The organism is Nocardia gamkensis NBRC 108242 (assembly GCF_001612985.1).
In the GTDB taxonomy this organism is placed as follows: domain Bacteria; phylum Actinomycetota; class Actinomycetes; order Mycobacteriales; family Mycobacteriaceae; genus Nocardia; species Nocardia gamkensis.
In genome coordinates, this window is sequence record NZ_BDBM01000013.1 from 1 (window position 1) to 18,366 (window position 18,366).

The 18,366-nt window shown below is 68.3% G+C and carries 21 protein-coding genes; 12 read left to right on the forward strand and 9 right to left on the reverse strand.

The genetic code is table 11. The annotated features are described in order from the left end of the window. Positions 1-67: 67 nt before the first annotated feature. The 3 genes from NG1_RS13240 (at position 68) to NG1_RS13250 (ending at position 3,397) form a co-directional block, all read left to right on the forward strand. Positions 68-787, forward strand: a complete 720-nt coding sequence (locus tag NG1_RS13240) for a metal-dependent hydrolase (RefSeq protein ID WP_210750965.1) — start codon at positions 68-70, stop codon at positions 785-787. Between the two features lie 314 nt (positions 788-1,101). Further along, the gene (locus NG1_RS13245) at positions 1,102-2,100 is read left to right on the forward strand and encodes an SMP-30/gluconolactonase/LRE family protein (RefSeq protein WP_245659888.1); all 999 of its coding nucleotides are present in this window, start codon (positions 1,102-1,104) and stop codon (positions 2,098-2,100) included. Positions 2,101-2,146: 46 nt separating this feature from the next. Next, a complete protein-coding gene (locus NG1_RS13250; protein WP_062970589.1) occupies positions 2,147-3,397 on the forward strand; it encodes a lipase family alpha/beta hydrolase in 1,251 nt (416 codons plus the stop codon). A gap of 46 nt (positions 3,398-3,443) precedes the next feature. Here NG1_RS13250 and NG1_RS13255 read toward each other — a convergent pair whose 3' ends face one another. Continuing rightward, a complete protein-coding gene (locus tag NG1_RS13255) occupies positions 3,444-4,535 on the reverse strand; it encodes a hypothetical protein (RefSeq protein WP_157114036.1) in 1,092 nt (363 codons plus the stop codon). A 101-nt stretch (positions 4,536-4,636) separates the two neighbouring features. On the opposite strand from NG1_RS13255, the gene NG1_RS13260 reads away from it, so the two are divergent. The 4 genes from NG1_RS13260 to NG1_RS13275 all read left to right on the forward strand — a co-directional run bounded on the left by NG1_RS13260 (position 4,637) and on the right by NG1_RS13275 (position 9,232). Beyond that, a complete protein-coding gene (locus tag NG1_RS13260) occupies positions 4,637-5,434 on the forward strand; it encodes a HugZ family pyridoxamine 5'-phosphate oxidase (protein ID WP_062970591.1) in 798 nt (265 codons plus the stop codon). A gap of 82 nt (positions 5,435-5,516) precedes the next feature. Next, positions 5,517-6,836, forward strand: coding sequence for a family 1 glycosylhydrolase (locus tag NG1_RS13265; protein ID WP_062970593.1), 1,320 nt, complete (start codon positions 5,517-5,519; stop codon positions 6,834-6,836). Positions 6,837-6,951: 115 nt separating this feature from the next. Then, a complete protein-coding gene (prcB, locus tag NG1_RS13270) occupies positions 6,952-7,779 on the forward strand; it encodes a proteasome subunit beta (protein ID WP_062970678.1) in 828 nt (275 codons plus the stop codon). Positions 7,780-8,443: 664 nt separating this feature from the next. Then, positions 8,444-9,232, forward strand: a complete 789-nt coding sequence (locus tag NG1_RS13275) for a hypothetical protein (protein ID WP_157114037.1) — start codon at positions 8,444-8,446, stop codon at positions 9,230-9,232. A 142-nt stretch (positions 9,233-9,374) separates the two neighbouring features. On the opposite strand, the gene NG1_RS13280 is transcribed toward NG1_RS13275, so the two are convergent. Next, entirely contained in the window at positions 9,375-10,673 is a 1,299-nt protein-coding gene (locus NG1_RS13280) for an NtaA/DmoA family FMN-dependent monooxygenase (protein WP_062970598.1), read from the reverse strand. Positions 10,674-10,756: 83 nt separating this feature from the next. Continuing rightward, positions 10,757-10,927, reverse strand: coding sequence for a hypothetical protein (locus NG1_RS37425; protein WP_168434260.1), 171 nt, complete (start codon positions 10,925-10,927; stop codon positions 10,757-10,759). 182 nt (positions 10,928-11,109) lie between these two features. Here NG1_RS37425 and NG1_RS13285 point away from each other — a divergent pair, with 182 nt between their 5' ends. Further along, complete coding sequence (locus NG1_RS13285; protein WP_062970600.1) at positions 11,110-11,373, forward strand: hypothetical protein; 264 nt, start codon at positions 11,110-11,112, stop codon at positions 11,371-11,373. Between the two features lie 32 nt (positions 11,374-11,405). Here the strand turns inward: NG1_RS13285 and NG1_RS13290 are convergent, their stop codons facing one another. Then, positions 11,406-12,044 carry a TetR family transcriptional regulator gene (locus NG1_RS13290; RefSeq protein ID WP_062970602.1) on the reverse strand — a complete coding sequence of 213 codons (639 nt, stop codon included), beginning with the start codon at positions 12,042-12,044 and terminating at the stop codon, positions 11,406-11,408. Between the two features lie 61 nt (positions 12,045-12,105). Here NG1_RS13290 and NG1_RS37840 point away from each other — a divergent pair, with 61 nt between their 5' ends. The 3 genes from NG1_RS37840 to NG1_RS13300 all read left to right on the forward strand — a co-directional run bounded on the left by NG1_RS37840 (position 12,106) and on the right by NG1_RS13300 (position 13,778). After that, on the forward strand, positions 12,106-12,258 hold the full coding sequence (locus tag NG1_RS37840; protein ID WP_168434258.1) for a hypothetical protein: 153 nt from the start codon (positions 12,106-12,108) through the stop codon (positions 12,256-12,258). Beyond that, the gene (locus NG1_RS13295; RefSeq protein ID WP_245659889.1) at positions 12,222-12,761 is read left to right on the forward strand and encodes a VOC family protein; all 540 of its coding nucleotides are present in this window, start codon (positions 12,222-12,224) and stop codon (positions 12,759-12,761) included. The genes NG1_RS37840 and NG1_RS13295 overlap by 37 nt, the downstream gene beginning before the upstream one ends. Before the next feature lie 141 nt (positions 12,762-12,902). After that, complete coding sequence (locus tag NG1_RS13300) at positions 12,903-13,778, forward strand: TIGR03619 family F420-dependent LLM class oxidoreductase (protein WP_062970606.1); 876 nt, start codon at positions 12,903-12,905, stop codon at positions 13,776-13,778. On the opposite strand, the gene NG1_RS13305 is transcribed toward NG1_RS13300, so the two are convergent. The 3 genes from NG1_RS13305 to NG1_RS13315 form a co-directional block, all read right to left on the reverse strand. Beyond that, complete coding sequence (locus NG1_RS13305) at positions 13,756-14,649, reverse strand: fructosamine kinase family protein (protein ID WP_062970608.1); 894 nt, start codon at positions 14,647-14,649, stop codon at positions 13,756-13,758. The genes NG1_RS13300 and NG1_RS13305 overlap by 23 nt on opposite strands. Next, the gene (locus tag NG1_RS13310; protein ID WP_062970610.1) at positions 14,646-15,425 is read right to left on the reverse strand and encodes a helix-turn-helix domain-containing protein; all 780 of its coding nucleotides are present in this window, start codon (positions 15,423-15,425) and stop codon (positions 14,646-14,648) included. The genes NG1_RS13305 and NG1_RS13310 overlap by 4 nt, the downstream gene beginning before the upstream one ends. Positions 15,426-15,547: 122 nt before the next feature. After that, complete coding sequence (locus NG1_RS13315; protein WP_062970611.1) at positions 15,548-16,171, reverse strand: hypothetical protein; 624 nt, start codon at positions 16,169-16,171, stop codon at positions 15,548-15,550. A 445-nt stretch (positions 16,172-16,616) separates the two neighbouring features. On the opposite strand from NG1_RS13315, the gene NG1_RS13320 reads away from it, so the two are divergent. Next, complete coding sequence (locus NG1_RS13320) at positions 16,617-16,847, forward strand: DUF6480 family protein (RefSeq protein WP_062970613.1); 231 nt, start codon at positions 16,617-16,619, stop codon at positions 16,845-16,847. A gap of 60 nt (positions 16,848-16,907) precedes the next feature. On the opposite strand, the gene NG1_RS13325 is transcribed toward NG1_RS13320, so the two are convergent. Together NG1_RS13325 and NG1_RS13330 are read right to left on the reverse strand one after the other, a co-directional pair. Beyond that, on the reverse strand, positions 16,908-17,747 hold the full coding sequence (locus NG1_RS13325; RefSeq protein WP_062970615.1) for an SDR family oxidoreductase: 840 nt from the start codon (positions 17,745-17,747) through the stop codon (positions 16,908-16,910). A gap of 40 nt (positions 17,748-17,787) precedes the next feature. Then, a complete protein-coding gene (locus tag NG1_RS13330; protein ID WP_062970617.1) occupies positions 17,788-18,348 on the reverse strand; it encodes a hemerythrin domain-containing protein in 561 nt (186 codons plus the stop codon). Positions 18,349-18,366: the final 18 nt, after the last annotated feature.

Here is an 18,366-nt window from a genome sequence, read left to right on the forward strand (position 1 = left end):
GCATCGGGCTGCTCCCCCGCGCGACAACGGCATTCGCGAACCCATAGCAAGCTGAACTAACGTTCGAATGGTGCTTGGACATTCACATGCGACCAGTGGCGCGTTGGCCTGGTCGGCGGCAGTGGCGACGCTGCCGGTAACGATCTTGACGTTTCCGGCTCTCCAGGATGCGACGGGACATCTCGGTACCGTCGATCTGTTGCTGGGGGTCTTTCTCACCGCCGGAGCCGCGTTGCTGCCCGATGCGGACCACCCCCAGGGCACGATCTCGCACGCCCTCGGTCCGATCACGCACACTGCGTGCAAGCTGATCTCCTGGGTCTCGGGCGGCCATCGCGGTGCCACCCACTCCTTGGCATTCGTCGCGGCCGTCGCCTACGGCACGTGGGCAGGCGAGCACTGGCTCGGACGCTGGTTCACCCTGAGCCTGGTCTTCTTCCTGCTGGCCCTGGCCGTGCGCGCACTACATCTGTGCCCGTCCGGCAACAACTTCAAGGCGTGGGGTCCGATCGTGGCGCTCGCCTCCGCGGGCACCTTCGCGATGGAGCATTGGATCGCCGACAAGCCGGTCTGGTTGCCGTTCGCGGTGGGGCTGGGCGCGCTGGCCCATCTGATCGGCGACTGCCTCACCGAGCGTGGCTGCCGCCTGTTCTGGCCCTTCGACCTCCGCGTCAGCCTTCCCATCATCGATCGCACCGGGAACAAGGTCGAAACCTTCATCGTGGCACCACTGTTCACGCTCGGCACACTGGCCATCCTCTGGTACACCATCACACACCAGCCCTGATACCTCGGCGCTGCTGTCCAGGCGTTGCCCGTCCCGGCTCCGGCGAGGCGGTCGTGACGAACGCCGGCAGCAGCGCCATCCCGGGCGAACCTGCCTGCTTCGCGTAGCCCACCGCCGAATCCGTTTCGTCGGACCCCTCCCCTCCTTGCTGTTTTGAATGTTCTGGAGCTGGGCGGGGTCTATGGGATACACATTGTTAGATGCGCATATCTACGTAAGAAGATGTTTTTCTTACCCGCCGTTGCCCACCTCCTCGAAGCGGGCCTGCATCGCGTTTCCCCGGAACTCCGCGCTCACGGGGCTACCCTGATGCCATGCTCGCCTCGACCATGCAGCCGCAGCGGTGGACGCCGCCGCCCTCCCCTGCTCGGGCACGTCGAAGCCGCAGTACCCCTCCCCTTCCGGGAGTACGGCGTCTCGAATTGCCCGGCGCCGGACCGGAGGATGTGGTGCTCTCCGCCGACGGCAGGATCATCGCGGGCGTAGCGGGCGGTGCGATTCTCAGCATCGATCCGGCGACCGGAGACGTACGGGAGCTCGCGAATACCGGCGGCCGTCCGCTCGGTCTGCATGCGGACGCCGATGGACGGCTGTTGATCTGCGATTTCGAGCGTGGACTGCTGGAGCTGGACACTTCGGGCGCGCTGACCGTACTGGTGGACGAGATCGATGGAGAGCGACTCCGATTCGCCAGCAATGTCGTGCGCGATCCCGACGGCACGATCTACTTCTCCGCGTCGTCGCGCCGGTACTCACTCGACGAGTACATGGGCGACATCCTGGAGCACTCCGGTACCGGTCGCTTGTTCCGCCGAGATCCCGCGGGCAAGGTGGAAACGCTCATTCACGATCTGCAGTTCGCCAACGGCGTCGTCCTCGCGCCCGATCGTTCCAGCGTCGTCGTCGCGGAGACCGGCGGCTACCGGCTCACGCGCTATTGGCTCACCGGCCCGAAGGCGGGCACGCAGGAACGGTTGATCGAGAATCTGCCGGGTTTTCCCGACAACCTGGGGCTCGGCAGCGACGGCCTGATCTGGATCACCCTTCCTTCGCCGCGAAATCCGTTGCTGGACCGCCTCCTTCCACTTCCGGGCATTCTGCGGCGCATCGTGTGGACGCTGCCGGAGTGGGTGCAGCCGAAGCCGGCGCGGACGGTGTGGGTGATGGCGGTCGATTTCGAGGGTGAAGTCGTGCACGACCTCCAGATGGAGGGCACCGATTATTCGATGGTGACCGGTGTGGTCGAGCAGGACGGCGTGCTGTATCTGGGCAGCCTCAGTGAGCGGGCGGTGGCCGTGTCGCGAGTGCCGTAGGACTCCTCCGCCCCACTTTTTCAGTGCACACTTGTACACTCATGCCATGACGGAAGAGGCGCGCCGACGGCAGGCGGAGGTCAGAGCGCTGGCCCGGCTGGCCGGTGACGAACTCGGTGGAGCGGTCGACGGGATCGCGGCCGTGCACCGCGCGATCGCGCGGCGAGTGTTCGCGGCCGTGCGCTGGGGCGTCGGCCCGGCGGCGGCTCCGGTCGAGCTGATGCACGATGCGATCGCCGAGAGTGTCTATCGTGTGGTCAGCCGATCGGCGGTGGCGGCGGGCATGGTCGCGGAACGGACCGCGGACCTGCCGGGGGCCGCGCCGTCACGCACGGTGTACGGGTCGGGTTTGCTCGCCGCGGTGCAGGGACTCATCGGTGACGAGCTCGAGCGGGAGCGACCGATTCTGGCCGGGCCGATGACCTTCCGGATCGACGGCGCTCCCGTGCCCGCCGAGCTGGTCGGCGCGCGTGTGCGGCGACCGGGTGCGCATATCGTGGTTTTCCTGCACGGGTTGGTGGAGACCGAGCACGCGTGGCGGTTGGGCGGCGGGCCGACCTATGCCGAGCGATTGGAGTCCGATACGGGCTGCACGGCGCTACAGGTCCGGTACAACAGCGGTCTGCACATCTCGGAGAACGCGGCACAGTTCAGCGAACTGATGCAATGCCTGGTCGAGCGGTGGCCGGTACCGGTCGAGCGGGTTTCTCTGGTGGGTCATTCGATGGGCGGGCTGGTCGCGCGGGGCGCGTGTTTCGTGGCGAGCGAAGCCGGGGTGCCGTGGGTGGAGCTGGTGCGGCAGGTGGTGTGTCTTGGTTCACCCCATATGGGCGCGCCGCTGGAGCAGTTGGTGCACTACGCGTCGGCGGCGCTGGTGCGGTTGCCGGAGACCCGGCCGTTCGGGCAGCTGTTGCGTCGTCGCAGCGGAGGCATTCGTGATCTTCGGGATGGCTCGTTGGTGGACGAGGATTGGCGGGATCTGGATGCCGACGCGTTGCGTCGCCGGGTGATCCGCGAGGTGCCGCTGCTGAGGAGTGCGGAGCACTATTTCGTCACGGCTACCGTCACGCGCAGTCCGCGGCATCCGCTTGGCCGCGTGATCGGTGACGGGCTGGTTCTGACACCGAGCGGCGGCGGGCGGAACCGGACGCGTCGGATCGGCTTCGACGTGGACAAGGGGATGCATCTCGCGTCGGCGCATCACTTCACGTTGCTCAATCATGATGCGGTCTACCGCGCGCTGCGCGCCTGGTTGACCTCGGAAGCGGCGGCGGTTTCCGGCGAAGTGTCCTGTTGAGCGATCCTCGGGCGGGACAGGGCGTTGCCGTGTCCCGCCCGGGCGTTCAGAGGAGGTCTTCGGGGTCGGCGTCGGCTTCGAGGCGCACGTCTTCGGCGAAGTGGGATTCGGGGTCGGCGTGGTCGGTGTTGGCGGCGTAGAGCAGCAGGCAGCCGCGGATGCCGTCGAGGAGGTCTTCCAGGAGGTCGAGGGCGGGGCGGGCGGGGTCGAGGCGGCTGATGCGGAAGCCGGTGAGCATCGCCTCGCGGGTGTCGGCGTCGACGCCGAAGCGGTGGGCTTGGGTTTCGATTTCGGCGACGCGGGCGACGAGGCTCCACGGGGCCGGGACGCGGCCTTCGTGCACGGCCATCGCTTCGGCGATCAGTTCGAGGACGACTTCGGTGGGGGTGTCGCCCGCGGCGAGTCGTTCGAGGACGAGGGTGGGGGTCTCGACTTGGAGTGCTTCGATGTCGTCGGCTTCGGCGACGACATCGGTGGTGGGTACGCTGGCGGCCTCTCCGGCGACTTCGGCGGCGGCGTAGAGCCAGTGCGCCGCGGCGACGGAGGCGGAGGCGGGGTCGAGTTCGGTGAACAGTTCGATGCTGCCGAGCGGGTCGGCGCGCAGGAGTGCGTCGGCGGCGTGGACCTGGGCCGGGGAGACGTCGGGGCGGGACAGTTCGACGGCTTGGCGGGCGCGGGCGGAGAGGTCGCCGCGTTCGGCGGATTCGATGGCTTCTTGTTCGGTGCGTACTTCGGCGGCGATGGTGTCGAGCAGGGCGTCGTCGTCGATGTCGTGCAGGGTGCGTCCGATGCGGTGGGCGGATTCGACGACGCCGCTGTAGGAGACGAGCAGTCCTTCGTCGGTGGGCAGGTGGGGGCTGCGCAGTCCGGTTTCGACTTCTTTGAAGTTCCGGCGTTCTTCGGCGCGGCGCCATGCTTCGCTGTTGGGGACGTCGGGGTCGCCCGCGGCGCTGGCCGGGTGGGTGTAGGTGCGCCATTGGAACCGCGAGAGGGTGGTGAGGTTCGACGCCAGATCGGTTGCCTGGTCCTTGGTCACCTGCGGGGGCAGGGTGGCCACCGTCTGGGCGAGGTCGCCTCGTCCGGTCGCCCAGGTGGCGACGAGGGCGGCGCGGTCGGCATCGAATGCGTATCTGGTCACTGGGCAAGTCTGGTCGATCGGCGGCGGATGCGCTCGGTCAATTGCTTCGCTCGTGTGAGGTTGTGCGGCGTTTCGCCTGGACGCGCTGGAAGGATGGGGGCATGACTGTCGATCATGGTGCTCCTGGTGACGGGCCTTCGGTGCCGCCGCCGCTGGCGCCGGTGTTGTATCCGGCTCGACCTTCGGCTGCGGAGGAGGCGAGAACCGTTGCGGCGTCGGTGAATACCGCGACGCTGGCGAGTTCGGCGGCGGATGGTTCGCCGTGGGCGTCGTTGGTGACGTATGGGTTGTCGGCGGGGCAGCCGGTGTTGTGTGTGTCGCGGCTGGCCGAGCACGGGCGCAATCTGGCCGCGGACGGGCGGGCGAGCTTGGCGGTGGTGGCGCCGGATCCGCCTGCGGACCCGTTGGCGGGGGCGCGGATCACGCTGTCGGGTGTGGTGGAGAGGCCGGTGGGTGGGGAGGCGGTCGCGGCGAGGGAGGCGTATCTGGCGGCGGTGGCGGCGGGGCGGATGTACATCGATTACAGCGATTTCTCGTTGTGGGTGTTGCGGGTGCGGCGGGTGCGCTGGGTCGGCGGGTATGGGCGGATGGATTCGGCGAGTGCGGAGGAGTATGCGGCGGCGGAGCCGGATCCGGTGATTCCGGTGGCGGCTCGGGCGGTGGCGCATCTCAATGATGATCATGCCGAGGCGTTGCTGGCGATGGCGCGGCGGTTGGGCGGGTACCCGGATGCCACCGGGGCGAGTTGTGAGCGTGCCGACCGATACGGTTTGGATTTGCGGGTGGTGACGCCGCGGGGTGTGGCTCGCACCAGGGTCGGGTATGCGGAGCGGATCGACGCGGTCGAGGAGTTGCGGGCGGCGACGGTGGAGTTGGCGCGGCGGTCGCGGATGGTGTGAGCGCGGATCGTGACGGTTGCGCGACCGGCGACACGCGATTTCCTGCCCGGGCAGTCAGCAATCTGACAGCTACGCTACGGCGATGCGTACACGCACTCATCGGCGCGGGTTCGCCGCGCTGTCGGCTGCCGCGGCGGTGCTGATGGCTTCGGGTGTTTCCGCTGCTCAGCAGAGTCCGGCGCTGCCCGCGTTCGATGCGGAGTTCCTGTGGGGTGTGGCGTCGTCGGGGTTCCAGTCCGAAGGTCGTGCGCCGGACAGCAACTGGTCGCGTTTCATCGCGGCTGGTGGGACGGCGGATCCGTATCGGGATTCGGTGGACTTCGCGCGCCGCTATATCTCCGATATCGATCTGGCGGCGCGTCTGGGGGTGCGGGTCTATCGGGTGGGGATCGAGTGGGCGCGGCTGCAACCGGCGCCGCATGCCTGGGACGAGGCGGCGTTCGGGTTCTACGACAATGTGATCGCGCGGATTCTGGCGGCGGGGATGCGGCCGATGCTGACCTTGGATCACTGGGTGTATCCGGGGTGGGCGTTGGATCGGGGTGGGTGGCGTAACCCGGGCATGGTCGAGGATTGGCTGGCGAACATGCGCAAGGTGGTGGGCCGGTATGCCTCGCGTGATCCGCTGTGGGTGACGTTCAACGAGCCGGCCGCGTATGTCGGCACGGAGTTGCGGACGGGTGGGATCGGTGTCGACGAGGCGCCGGTGATGCTGGATCGGATCGCGCTGGCGCACAACGAGATCTACGACGTCATCCACGGTTATCGGCCGGATGCGCTGGTGACCAGCAATCTGGGCTATGTGGCCGGTGCGGAGACGGAGGTGAATCAGCCGATCGTGGATCGGATCTCGGCGAAGCTGGATTTCATCGGTGTGGATTACTACTTCGCTCCGCTGCCGCAGACGGGTGAGTCGGCGCAGGGCGGTGCGGAGGGAGGTTCTGCGATGTGGGAGCTGCCGGTGCATCCGGAGGGTATCTACTACGCGTTGCGGCATTACGCGCGCCAGTTCCCCTGGCGTCCGCTGTATGTGGTGGAGAACGGTCTTCCGACGGAGAACGGGCAGGTTCGTCCGGATGGGTACAGCCGCGCCGATCATCTGCGGGACACGGTGTATTGGCTGCAGCGGGCGAAGGCCGACGGGATGAATGTGATCGGTTACAACTATTGGAGTCTGACGGACAACTACGAGTGGGGTTCGTACGCGCCGCGGTTCGGGCTCTACACGGTCGATGTGCTGACCGATCCGACGTTGGCGCGCCGCCCGACCGACGCGGTCGATGCGTATGTCCGGTTGATCCGCGCGGGTGGTGTGGGGCCGGATTATCGGCCGACGCGGGCTCCGCTCCCCTGTGTCCGGATCGATGCGCCGGACACCTGCGCCGGGGACGACCCGGCTTAGGACCGCCGGTGGCGGATGCCGGTTGCGGCCGAGGGGTGGTGGTGTTCCGGTAACGTCGGCGGGAGTGCACGTGTCGCGTTCGCGGGTGGGGCAGCGTCCGCCCGGAAAGGTGATCATGACGACCGATAGTCACCTGCCGCTCGGTTTGCAGTACCCGGCGGCGTCCTTCTCGGAATTTCTGCGCCGGTACGCGCCGCGGTTGTTGCCCGAGGTCGGTTTCGAGTCGGGCGGCGGTGGGGACGACGCCGCAGCGCACGGGACGACGATCGTCGCGATCAGTTATCGCGGTGGTGTGCTGGTGGCCGGTGACCGCCGGGGCACGATGGGGCATCTGGTGGCGACGCGGGATATGCGGAAGGTCTTCGTCACCGACACCTATTCGGCGGCCGGTTTCGCGGGCACGGTCGGGATGGCGTTGGAGATGATCCGGTTGTTCGCGGTGGAGCTCGAGCATTACGAGAAGATCGAAGGGGCTCCGCTGACGTTCGACGGCAAGGCGACGAAGTTGTCGGCGATGGTGCGCGCGAATTTGCCCGCGGCGTTGCAGGACATGGCGGTGATTCCGGTGCTGGTCGGCTATGACCCGGACGCTGCCGAGCCGCGGCGGGCGGGGCGGATCGTGTCGTACGACGCGGTGGGTGGCCGGCAGGAGGAGCGTTTCGGTTACACCGCGGTCGGTTCGGGGTCGGTGTTCGCGAGGTCGTCGTTGAAGAAGACCTATCACCGCGATATCGATGAGCAGGCGGCGTTGCGTCTTGCGGTGGAGGCGCTGTTCGACGCGGCCGATGACGATACGGCGACGGGTGGCCCGGATCTGCTGCGCGATCTCTATCCCACCGCGGTGCTGGTCGACGCCGAGGGCGCGGTCGAGGTTTCGGCGGAGCGCCTGGCGGAGATCACCCGTGGGGTCGCCGACGCGCGGGCGGCGGCGGAAGGACACTGAGCGGCAGCGGGTCGTTCGCCGTCCGGCTGTGCGCCACGTGATGACCGGGTGGTGGGACCGGATCCGCGAGCGCCCACTCTCGATACGGGCGTGATCCGGTTTCGGAGGTCTCGGCCGGCTGCGGGTGGGTGCTGATCGAAATACGGTCCGGCACCGTGTTTTCCATTTTTCGATGTTTTCACCGGATGTGGTGCAGGTTTGTGACCGACGTCGCAGTGCGCACTTGTTAGGCCTGTCACAGCAATTCGATTGCGCCGGGCAAGTAATTGTCGCGGCGAAACCGTGAAGGCCGAGTTCAACGCTGTGCGCGAAATGTTACTCACCGGTTGGGTCACTCCGCGGTCGGACGCGGCGGGAGCTGCGGTGATACGTGGGACATCGATCACGCTTGCCCGGTGTCGCCGCGGTGCTTACGGTTAATTCCGTCGATGGCCGATGACGCCCGATCGAATTTCATCTCATTGATGCGCCGCGTTTTCCACCCTTCAGGCAATTTCATTGTTATTGCTCTGGGCGGCAGCGGAATTCATGCGGCACCGGCGAAACTGGAGCAATGGTACAACCAACCCCCTGGCAGGCAACCGAAGCGCGACACCGCCGGAGCCGTGGCTCCGGACGCCCGGCACGAAGCGCGACGCCACCACGGGGAGTGGATTGGGGCTTCTTGTTCGCCGCGGCCACGAATGCGGTCACCTTCGCCCTGCTGTTCCAGCCGTGGCTGTCGGCGTCGGGTTCGGGTGGCGAGGTGCGTTCGGACGCGTTCGGCCGGGTCACCGGTGTCACCAACGGTTTCGACGAATGGTCGGTGTCGAAATTCCGTGAGATGAACATCGGCGGTGCCTGGGGTCTGCTGGCCGCCGCCGCGGCGGTCGTCACCGTGTTCGCCGCGGTCGCGCAGGTGCGGTCGCGCTCCCGTGCGCTCGCCGCTCTGGTGATGGGATCCAGTGTGGCCGTGACGGTTCTGGTGCTGATCTGCTTGCTGTACCTGGATGCCAAGGGGCCGGAGTTGCGGACGCTGATCGATCCGGGTGAAGGTTTCGGTTCGGGGTGGCTGCGCCGGATCTTCGACGAGGACGGCACGGCCGTTTCGGCTGCCGGTGAGCAGCGGATGGCAGGCGCCGGACTGACCTCCGTGGCGTTGCTCGCCGGGGTGCTGAGTTCCGCCGCCGCGGTGGCCGCGGTCGCGCAGGGCGCCCGTCGTTACGGCCTCAGCACGATGCGGGCGTTGTCCTGGCTGGTGACGCCGCTGCCGACCGAGACAACGCCGCCTCCGGCGGCCGCGCAGGCGCCCCGTCCGGTTGCGCAGACGTCGCCGGATGCCGCCGAGCGGGTGCTGTGGGACGAGTTGGTCTTCGATGACGACCTCATCGCCAACGTCACCTGGGTGCGGAATACGAACCCGCCGGGGAGCGAAACCTCGGCTCACCGTTCGGCGCCGGTCCTCACCCGGTAGCGGTCGGCGGCTCGCCTCTCCCGCGGCTGTGCTCGCGTCCGGGCGGCCACAACACGCCTGATCTCCGGATGAGCCCCACCGCATCGATGGCGAAAATGCCTGGGGCTCATCTCGCCGAGGGTCGTGAGTGCGCCTCGGGCGGTCAGTCCGGTAGCGGGGGAAGTTCGAGGTTTTCACGGAAGGTCGCGCCGACGTAGTCGGAGCCGACGATGCCGCGGCGGCGCAGTTCGGGCAGCAGTCCGTTGACGAGGAAGTCGCGGGTGCGTTCGTCGGCGAGTCCGCCGAGGGAGATCACGTCGAGGACGCCCGCGTCGTAGCGTTCTTCGATCGAGTCGGCGAGTTGTTCGGGTGTTCCGACGGCCGCCCAGTGGCCGGTGTCCTTGGCGGCGATGATGAGTTCGCGCAGTGTTTTTCCCGATCGGGCGAAGTTGCCGAAGATCTCCACGCGGCCGCGTCTGCGGTGCACGGACGTCACGTCGGGCAGCAGGCTCTCCGGCAGGGGCTTGTCCAACGGTAGGCCGGTCAGGTCGACGCCGCCGCCGAGCATGTCGGCGAGGGCGGCTCGCCCGGCCTCGAAGTCGGTGGCCTCCGCTTGTTCCCGCGCCAGGCGCCTGGCTTCGGATTCCGTGGCGCCGTAGGTGGCGTGGAAGGAACTCATGATCAACGGCAGGCCTTGGGCGCGGCCGAGTTCGTTCGCGCGGGCGCGGATGCGCTTGGTGTAGGTCACCGCGTCTTCGAGGGTCGGCAGCGAGGTGAACACCACTTCGGCGAATCGCGCGCCGAGTTCGATGCCGCCGGCCGACTGCCCTGCCTGGAACTGGACCGGCCTGCGCTGCGGCAGGGGCGGGATGTTCAGCGGCCCGCGCACGGTGAAGTACCGCCCGGTGTGCTCGATGGGCCGCACTCGGGTGGGGTCCAGTATCGCGCCACCGTGCCCGTCGGCGCTCAGGGCGCCTGGCTGCCAGCTGTCGAACAGGGCGTTGACCACCTCGAGGGATTCGGTGGCGCGGGCATAGCGGTCTTCGGGGCTCGGCAGTTCCTGGTCGCCGTAGTTCTCCTCGCCCACCGAGGAGGTGACGGCGTTCCAGGCCGCGCGGCCGTTGCTGATGTGGTCGAGGGTGCCGAAGAGCCGGGCGAGATTGTAGGGGTGGTGGAAGGTGGTGGTCACCGTCGCGATGAGCCCGACGTGCGAGGTCACAGCGCTCAACGCGGACAGGAAGATCAGTGGTTCCTGCGCGCCGATCGCACCCTGCGCACCGAAACTCAGGAGGTCGGCGGCGAACAGAGCGTCGAACTTGTTTCGCTCGGCGATCTTCGCGACCTCGATCGATGACGCGACCGTGGTCGTGTCCGGATCGATGGCCGCCGCGTATACGCCGACCGCACCGCTGACTCCCGTGATGGTCTTCAGCGGCCGCCGCCGCCCACCAGCATTGCCCATTGCGGCGACGCTACCGGCGCGCACCGGCGAGGTAACGGTTTGCGATCAGCGAGATGTTTTCCGCGCGAGCGGGATCCGAAGTGTCATGTCTGCTCCGGCTGGTCGCCGGCGGTAGGTGGTTGCGCGCGCGGCACCCGGACCACGCCGGTGTCGAGATCGATGTCGAACCGCGGCGTGTAGGCCTGTCCGTCGCTGTCCTCGCTGCCCTCGTGGGTCAGCTTCTTACCTGGGAACAGCTCCCCGATGACGCCCATACGATCACGATACGCCGGGAGCGGGGTGGCGAGTCGCCACGTGATAGCCAAGAGACGGTTCCATTTCGGCACCTGTGGGGCCGGGGCTCGGTTAGCATCAGTTTGCTCCGATCGGCCGAGGACCGCGGCACGGGGAGTACTGGGCGACCGACACCGTAATCGAACGACAGATCGGCCAGCGCATGGAACAAGACGCCGACCTCGCCCAGGCCCGGGTCTTCTTGGAGTTGCTCACCCGGCGAGCCCAGACCTTGGCGCGGGATATCGAATTCTCCTACCGCGGCGATCCCGCCGCACGCCACGAGTTGCACAGCGAGTTGTGTGCCGTGCGCCGCTTCATCGACCGGTTGCACCGCAGGTTCCCGGAAGCAGCGCGGCCGCAAGCGGATCGGCAGCCGGCCGCTGTCCCGGCGAACCGCGTCGGGGCGCGGCGGACGTGGGGTTGAGGCAACCGTGCCGGTATCCGGCCGCGCCGGTGTCAGCGGCGCGGGGCGGCGGCTGGGTGGTCGTGGACGGGCACGGTCAGCATGGCGACGATCATGTCCACGATTTCCGCGGCGTCTCCCGGGTGGGCGGTGCGGACGCCGGATTCCAGGGTGCGCTCGTAGTCGGCGATCAACGCGAACATGACGGTGGCCATGGTCTCCAGGCGCTGTCGGCGCAGGCGCCGCGGCAGCCCGGTCAGCGCGGCGTCCAGGCGGGTGGTGATGATGCGGACGGCGGCGCGGTCGGCGCCCGCGAGGCGCTGGGCGTCCGCCACCACGGGGTGGGTGCGCACGACGTCAAGGAACCGGCCCAGATGGGTCACCCGGTCGTGGCCGAGCAGTTCTAGGATCGGGGTGGCGAGCATGGCGACCAGGGCGTTCACGTCGTTCGCGCGGCCGTCGGCTTCGTGGGCGGCCAGCAATTGCATGCGGCGCTGTTCGAGCCGGTTCATCCGTCGCTCGACGATGGCTTCGATCAATCCGGTGCGCGATTCGAAGTAGTAGTGCACCGCGGAGTTGTTGCGCTGACCGGCGGCGGCGGCGATGTCGCGCAACGGCACGTCGACGCCGCGTTCGGCGATGAGGCGTTCCCCGGCGTCGAGCAAGGCGGCGCGCGATTCGTCGCTCGGCATATCCGCACTGTACTAAACACGAGCCTTGACGATGTTAAACACAGATGATTAATTGAACGGCGTGGATGATGTGGCGGTGGTCACCCTTGCCGCGTCCGGTCTCGGCGCCGCGCTGTGCCGCCTGCCGGTCGCGCGGGGCGTCGCGGTCGTGGCCACCGAGGTGGCTGCCCACCGGTGGTGTCCGAACTCGATGAGCCGCCTCGGGGGCCGATGATGATCACCGGCGGTCCGATCTTTCAGCTGTGCTGGGTGGTGTCCGATCTGGCCGCGGCCACTCGGGCGTTCACCACTCGGTACGGAGTCGGCGACTGGTTCACCATCCCGGAGGTCCATTTCGGGGCCGATACCGCCGAACTGCGCGGGGCACCCGCCGATTACACGATCGGTGTGGCGCTCGGTTACGCGGGCGGGCAGCAGTTGGAGCTGATCGAGCCGCGTGGCGGGCTGAGCCTGTATTCCGAGCACCTGGCACGTTTCGGTCCCGGCCTGCATCACGCCGCCTGGGTGCCCGACGACTACGACGCCGCGCTCGCCGAGGCCACCGAGGCTGGCATCGAGATCGCCGCGCGTGGCAGGTTCGAGGGCGCCGGGATGGAGTTCGCCTACCTCGACGGTGGGCCGATCGGCTCGTACATCGAACTGCTACGGCTCTCGCCGGAGATGAGGGCGATGTTCGACCACCTGATTCCGGAAGGCTTCACCAACCCATGGCAGTAGGCGGTGATCCAGCGGGCGGCCTCGACACCATCGAGGCGGTCCGGTTCCGCTTGCGGCAGTCCTCTCACGTCTCGGCGCCGGCCCATTCCCCTGGCACCGGGACCCGCGCGGCGCGCTGGACGCGCCAGGAAGGCGAGCACTATGCGCTTCACCTACGCCGAGACGATGACCGATCCGTCGTATTACCTCGCTCTCGCCAAAGCCGCCGAGGAGGCCGGCTACACCTCCATGGCTGTCGCCGACAGCGTGGCGTATCCGAAGGAGTCCGACGCGAAGTATCCCTACACCCCCGACGGCAGCCGCGAATTCCTGGAGGACAAACCGTTCGTCGAGGCGTTCGTGCTCAGCGCGGCGATGGCGGCGGTCACCACCAGGTTGCGTTTCACTCCGTTCGTGCTGAAGCTGCCGATCCGGCCGCCCGTGCTGGTGGCCAAGCAGGCCGCCTCGGTCGCCGCGCTGAGCGGCAACCGGTTCGGGCTGGGCGTCGGCATCAGCCCCTGGCCGGACGATTTCGAGATCATGGGGGTGCCGTTCGACAAGCGCGGCGCGCGGATGGACGAGTGCATCGACATCGTGCGCGGGCTCTCGGCGGGCGGCTACTTCGAATACCACGGGCAGTTCTACGACATTCCGCCGATCAAGATCAGCCCGGTGCCGACCGAACCGGTGCCGATCCTCGTCGGCGGGCACAGCAGGCCCGCGTTGCGCCGGGCCGCGCAGCGCGGCGACGGGTGGATGCACGCCGGTGGCGACGGCGCCGAACTGGACCGGCTGCTGGCCGAATTGGATGTCCTGCGCGCGGAGTACGGCACCCGCAAGGATTTCGAGGTGCATGTGATCTCGCTGGACGGGTTCACCGTCGACGGCATCAAACGCCTCGAGGACAAAGGGGTCACCGACGTGATCGTCGGCTTCCGGCTCCCCTACACCACCGAGCAGGACACCGAGCCGCTGGAGACGAAGATCGCCAACCTGTCGCGCTTCGCGGAGAAGGTCATCGCGCGGGTCGGCGGGTAGGCCGGGACGCGAGCGCCGCGGTGGCGGCGGCGAGAGTCTGCGCGCGGTAGCCCGCGCCGAACAGCACGAGGTGCACCAGCAGCGGATGCAGTTGATGCAGCGGCGTGCGAGTTCGCCAACCGTCGGCGAGCGGATGGGTCTCGTGGTAGGCGGCCTGGATGCGGTCCAGGTGCGCAATGCCGAAGAGGGCGAGCATGGCCAGGTCGGTCTCGCGGTGGCCGGTGTGCGCGGCGGGATCGATGAGCATCGCCCGTCCCCGGGTCCACAGGACGTTGCCCGACCACAGGTCGCCGTGGATGCGGGCCGGTGGTTCGGCGGGCCCGGCCAGGTCATCGATGCGATCGATGACGCGCTCGATCAGGCGTGTTCCGTCTTCGCCGAGATGCGGGGCCGCCCGGGCGAGGTAGGGAGCGAGGCGATATTCGGCGTACCACCGCGACCACGGTCCGCTGGTCGGGGTGTTGGGCAGGGGCAGGCTCGCGATCCAGCCCTCCCACGGCGCACCGAACAGCTCGGCTCGGTGGGCGTGCAGTGTGGCCAGTTCGCGACCGAATCGCTCCGCGGCCGCGGGGGTGGGGCCGGTTTCCTCCAGCCACGGCAGCACCAGCGTCCGGTCGTCGACGGCCAGCACCTCCGGCAGCATGGCCTGGTTGCCGTCGCCGGCCGGGCCGGGCGCGGTGTCTCGCAGCCAGGTCAGACCCGCCGCTTCCGCCGCGAAGACGGGTGTCGGCTCGGCCGTCGCCTTCACGAACAGCGCTCGGCCGTCGGCCGTTTCGGCGCGGTGCAGTGTCCACGCGTGCCTGGCGCCGAGGTCGGTGACGGTGCGCACGGGCACGGTCAGCAGCGCCGACAGCTGGGCCGCGCGGCTCACCGGGCGCCCGCGGTGAGCCGCTTCATCGTGTCCTCGTCGGCGGGGAAGAACGACTCGATGGCCAGTTCGGCGACGGTGACGTTCATCGGGGTGCCGAACACCGTGGTGACACTCAGAAACGACAGCTCGTTCCCGTCGTGGTCGATCCGCAGCGGAACCACCGCCTGGTCGGGTTCGGGGACGGCGAGTTCCACTTCGCCGCCGGGATAGGACCGCAGCTCCTCGAGCAGATCGGCCAGGTCCCGGGACCCGGTGACCTCGGCTTGGCGCGCCAAGCGGGCGAAGATGTGGCCGCGCCACTCGGCGAGGTTGCGGATGCGGCCTGCCATGCCGTCGGGGTGCAGGCTCAGGCGCAGAGCGTTCACCGGCGGTGTCACCAGTGCCGGATCGATGCCCGCGATGAGCACGGACACGCCGCTGTTGGCGTCGACCATCGTCCAGTTCTGGTCGATGGCCAGAGCGGGGTAGGGCTCGTGACCGGCGAGGATCTGGCGCATGGCGCCGCGAACGGCGTCCATCGCGGGAGTGTCCAGGCCGGGTTGGGCGTAGGCGGGGGCGTAGCCCGCGGCCAGCAGGACACGGTTGCGCTCGCGCAACGGGATCTCCAGATGCTCGGACAGGTGCACGATCATGGTGCGGCTCGGGGTGGCGCGCCCGGTTTCGATGAAGCTCAGATGCCGCGCCGAGGTGTCGGCCCGTCCGGCCAGTTCCAGCTGGCTCAGCCTGCGTTCCAGACGCCAATGTCGCAGCAGGTCACCTGCCGTTGGGGTACTCACGCCCCAGATCCTACGAACGGCCGGGGGGCGTGGCCATTACCTCTCGGGTAATGACGACTACCCTTGCGCGGGACGCGGATACCCGGCCGGAAAGCTCGTTTTCCGGCCGGACGTCCGTGCTTTCACGCCATCTCGGGTACGCGCAGGTGCGCGAAGGCCAGATCGAACTCCCCCACCTCCAGGACGTTGGCGCCCACCCGTTGGGTCGCCGTGGCCCTGATCTGATTGGTCTGCTCGCGGCTGTCGTCCATCGCCTGCCGGTTCTCCCATACGGTCGCACCCACCGCTCGGCCGCTGTCGCGGTCGATGAACAGGCTCGCGCTGCAGAATCCGTCGAGCATCTCCGTCTGCGGCAGCACTTCCATCTTGAACATGTCGGCCAGCCGGTCGACCTGGGCCGGATCGACCTGGACCCACGTGCAGCGGGTGCAGGCATCGTTGCCTGCCGGGTGGTCACGGTGCATCACCGCGATCTCCCACTCCTCCACGCGCTCGGCCCGCCCGCCGAGGCGCCGGGCCATGCCCTCACGCAGTTGCTGGACGCGTCCTCTGCTGGCATGCAACGCCTCCTCGCTCTCCCAGGAAGTCGTGGCGATGCAGCGTCCCGTCGACCGGTCGGCCATCAAGGACAATCCGACCCACCCCTGGATCTCGGACAGATTCGGCATCAGTTCATCACGCAGATATGCGAGCCCGTCGTCCATCGATGACGGTTGCGCCGCGATGGTGCTGGAACGTGCGTACACGGGCCACCTCCTGCCCTGTCAGGGTGGCGCCCCGGTGGCGCCACCGGACATAACTCACCTTCCTCCAGCCCACGCCCGCACGCAATGCCCGCACCCGTGGGGCCAGTGTCTGTCCGATGTGGGCGGTGCGCTTCCCGGCGGCCCGATCGAGCTGCCGTAGCCTGGGACGATGACCGACCGGGGGGCCAATTGCGGCTACGTGCCGCTCACCCGTGCTCCCGATGGGCAGGAGCTCGACTCCTACTATCCTCGTGCGGAACCGGCCGGGATAGCTGGACGCGTGCCGATTGGGCGCGCGGATACCGGGTAGGACCCGGACATGGAACTGTTGGTGATTCTCGCGCTCGCGGTGCTGGTCGGCGCCGTGATCCTGTATAGGAAGAGGACCGGTAAACGGCCCGGCGCACCCGAGGTGCCGGGCAACGACGGCGAGTAGGGAGCGGCTATGAGTGCGATGGACCCCGATCCCGCGAAAACCCCCGATCTGGAACCGGGTGGCGGAGTGGCGCCGGGCGCGACCCCGCCGGACACCCCGCAGACCTCCGGGCTGTCGGCGCCGGAGCCCAGCACCAGCCATCACTTCCCGGTCACCGGGGTCGTGGCGATGCTCATCGGGGCGCTGGTGATCCTGTTGTTCCTCGCCGTGGCGGTCGGCATCGTGGTGTCGATGCTGTGACCCGCCCCCGCTGCCGGTCGGCCGTCACGGCCGACCGGGCGGGTCATCGTGCGCGAAACGTCACAGGATCGGCCTGCCACCGGTGACCGCGATGCGAGCGCCGGAGACGTAGCTGCCGTCGTCGGAGGCCAGCATGACGTAGGTGGGCGCCAATTCGGCCGGTTGACCGGCGCGGCCCAACGGCGTGTCGTCACCGAACTTCGCGACCTTCTCGACCGGCATGGTGGAGGGGATCAGCGGGGTCCAGATCGGTCCCGGCGCCACGCTGTTGACCCGGATTCCCCGTTCGCCCAGCAATTGCGCGAGGCTGGCGGAGAAGTTCGCGATGGCGGCTTTGGTCGCGGCGTACGGGGCCAGGGTCGGCGAGGGCATGTCGGAGTTGACCGAGGAGCTGCCGATGATCGACGACCCCGCGGGCATGTGCGGCAGCGCCGCCTTCACCAGGTAGAAGTAGGCGTTGATGTTCAATTTGACGGTGTGCTCGAATTCCTCGTCGCTGATCTCCTCCAGCGTCTGGTGCGTCATCTGGAAGGCCGCGTTGCTCACCAGGATGTCGATCTTCCCGAATTCCCGCACGGCCCGATCGATGACGGCGCGGCAATGGGCGGCCTCCGACAGGTCGCCGGGCACCAGGACGGCTTTGCGTCCGGCCTGCGTCACCAGGTCGGCGACTTCCTTGGCGTCCTCGTCCTCGTCGAGGTAGGAGATCAGCACGTCCGCGCCTTCGCGCGCGTAGGCGATCGCCACCGCCCGGCCGATTCCGCTGTCGGCGCCGGTGATGACGGCGGCCTTGCCGGTCAGTTTGCCGGAGCCGCGGTAGCTGTCCTCACCGCAGTCCGGCACGGGGGTCATCCGGGCCTGGATGCCGGGAACTTCTTGCTGCTGCTCGGGAAACCCCATGTCGGTGTTCTCCTTCTCCGCTTCGTGGGCTGGGGGTGATTCACGTGTCCTGGTTCTGCCGCCAGTCGCGCACCGCGTCACGAGCCCGGTCGAACACCGCCAACGGTGGGCCCGCCAGCAGGTTCGCGACCGCGGACTCCCCCGCGTGGGGGTGCGGGCGGGTGGGTGCCACGGCTTCGGCGGCGCATACCGAGCCCGCCATCCGCCGCAACTGGCTGGTCGAGAACTGCGCGCGCAGCAGGGTGAACTCCTCGGTCTCCTCGTGCGCGGCGTGCTCGGCCACGGCGTCGGCGAACTGCGCGAGCCGGGCGTCGAAATCGGGATGGTCCACCCCCAGGTCGTAGAGGTCCGCGAGGGCGCGTTTGGCCGCGTTCTCCTCCGCCAGCCGCGGCTGCACGATGTCGGCGTCCGCGCCGAAACGAGCCCGCCCGGCGACCGGATGCACGACCTCCTCCTCGGCGCTCTCGTGCACGGCCAGCAACCGCACCAACTCGGTGAACAGATCCTGTTTCCCGTCCTCGCCCGCCTTCAGCCGCGCCAGCAACGCGAAGATCTCCTCGTGCTGGGCGGTCAGCAGCTCGACGACATCCTGTTCGGTCATCGCACACTCGTTTCTGTC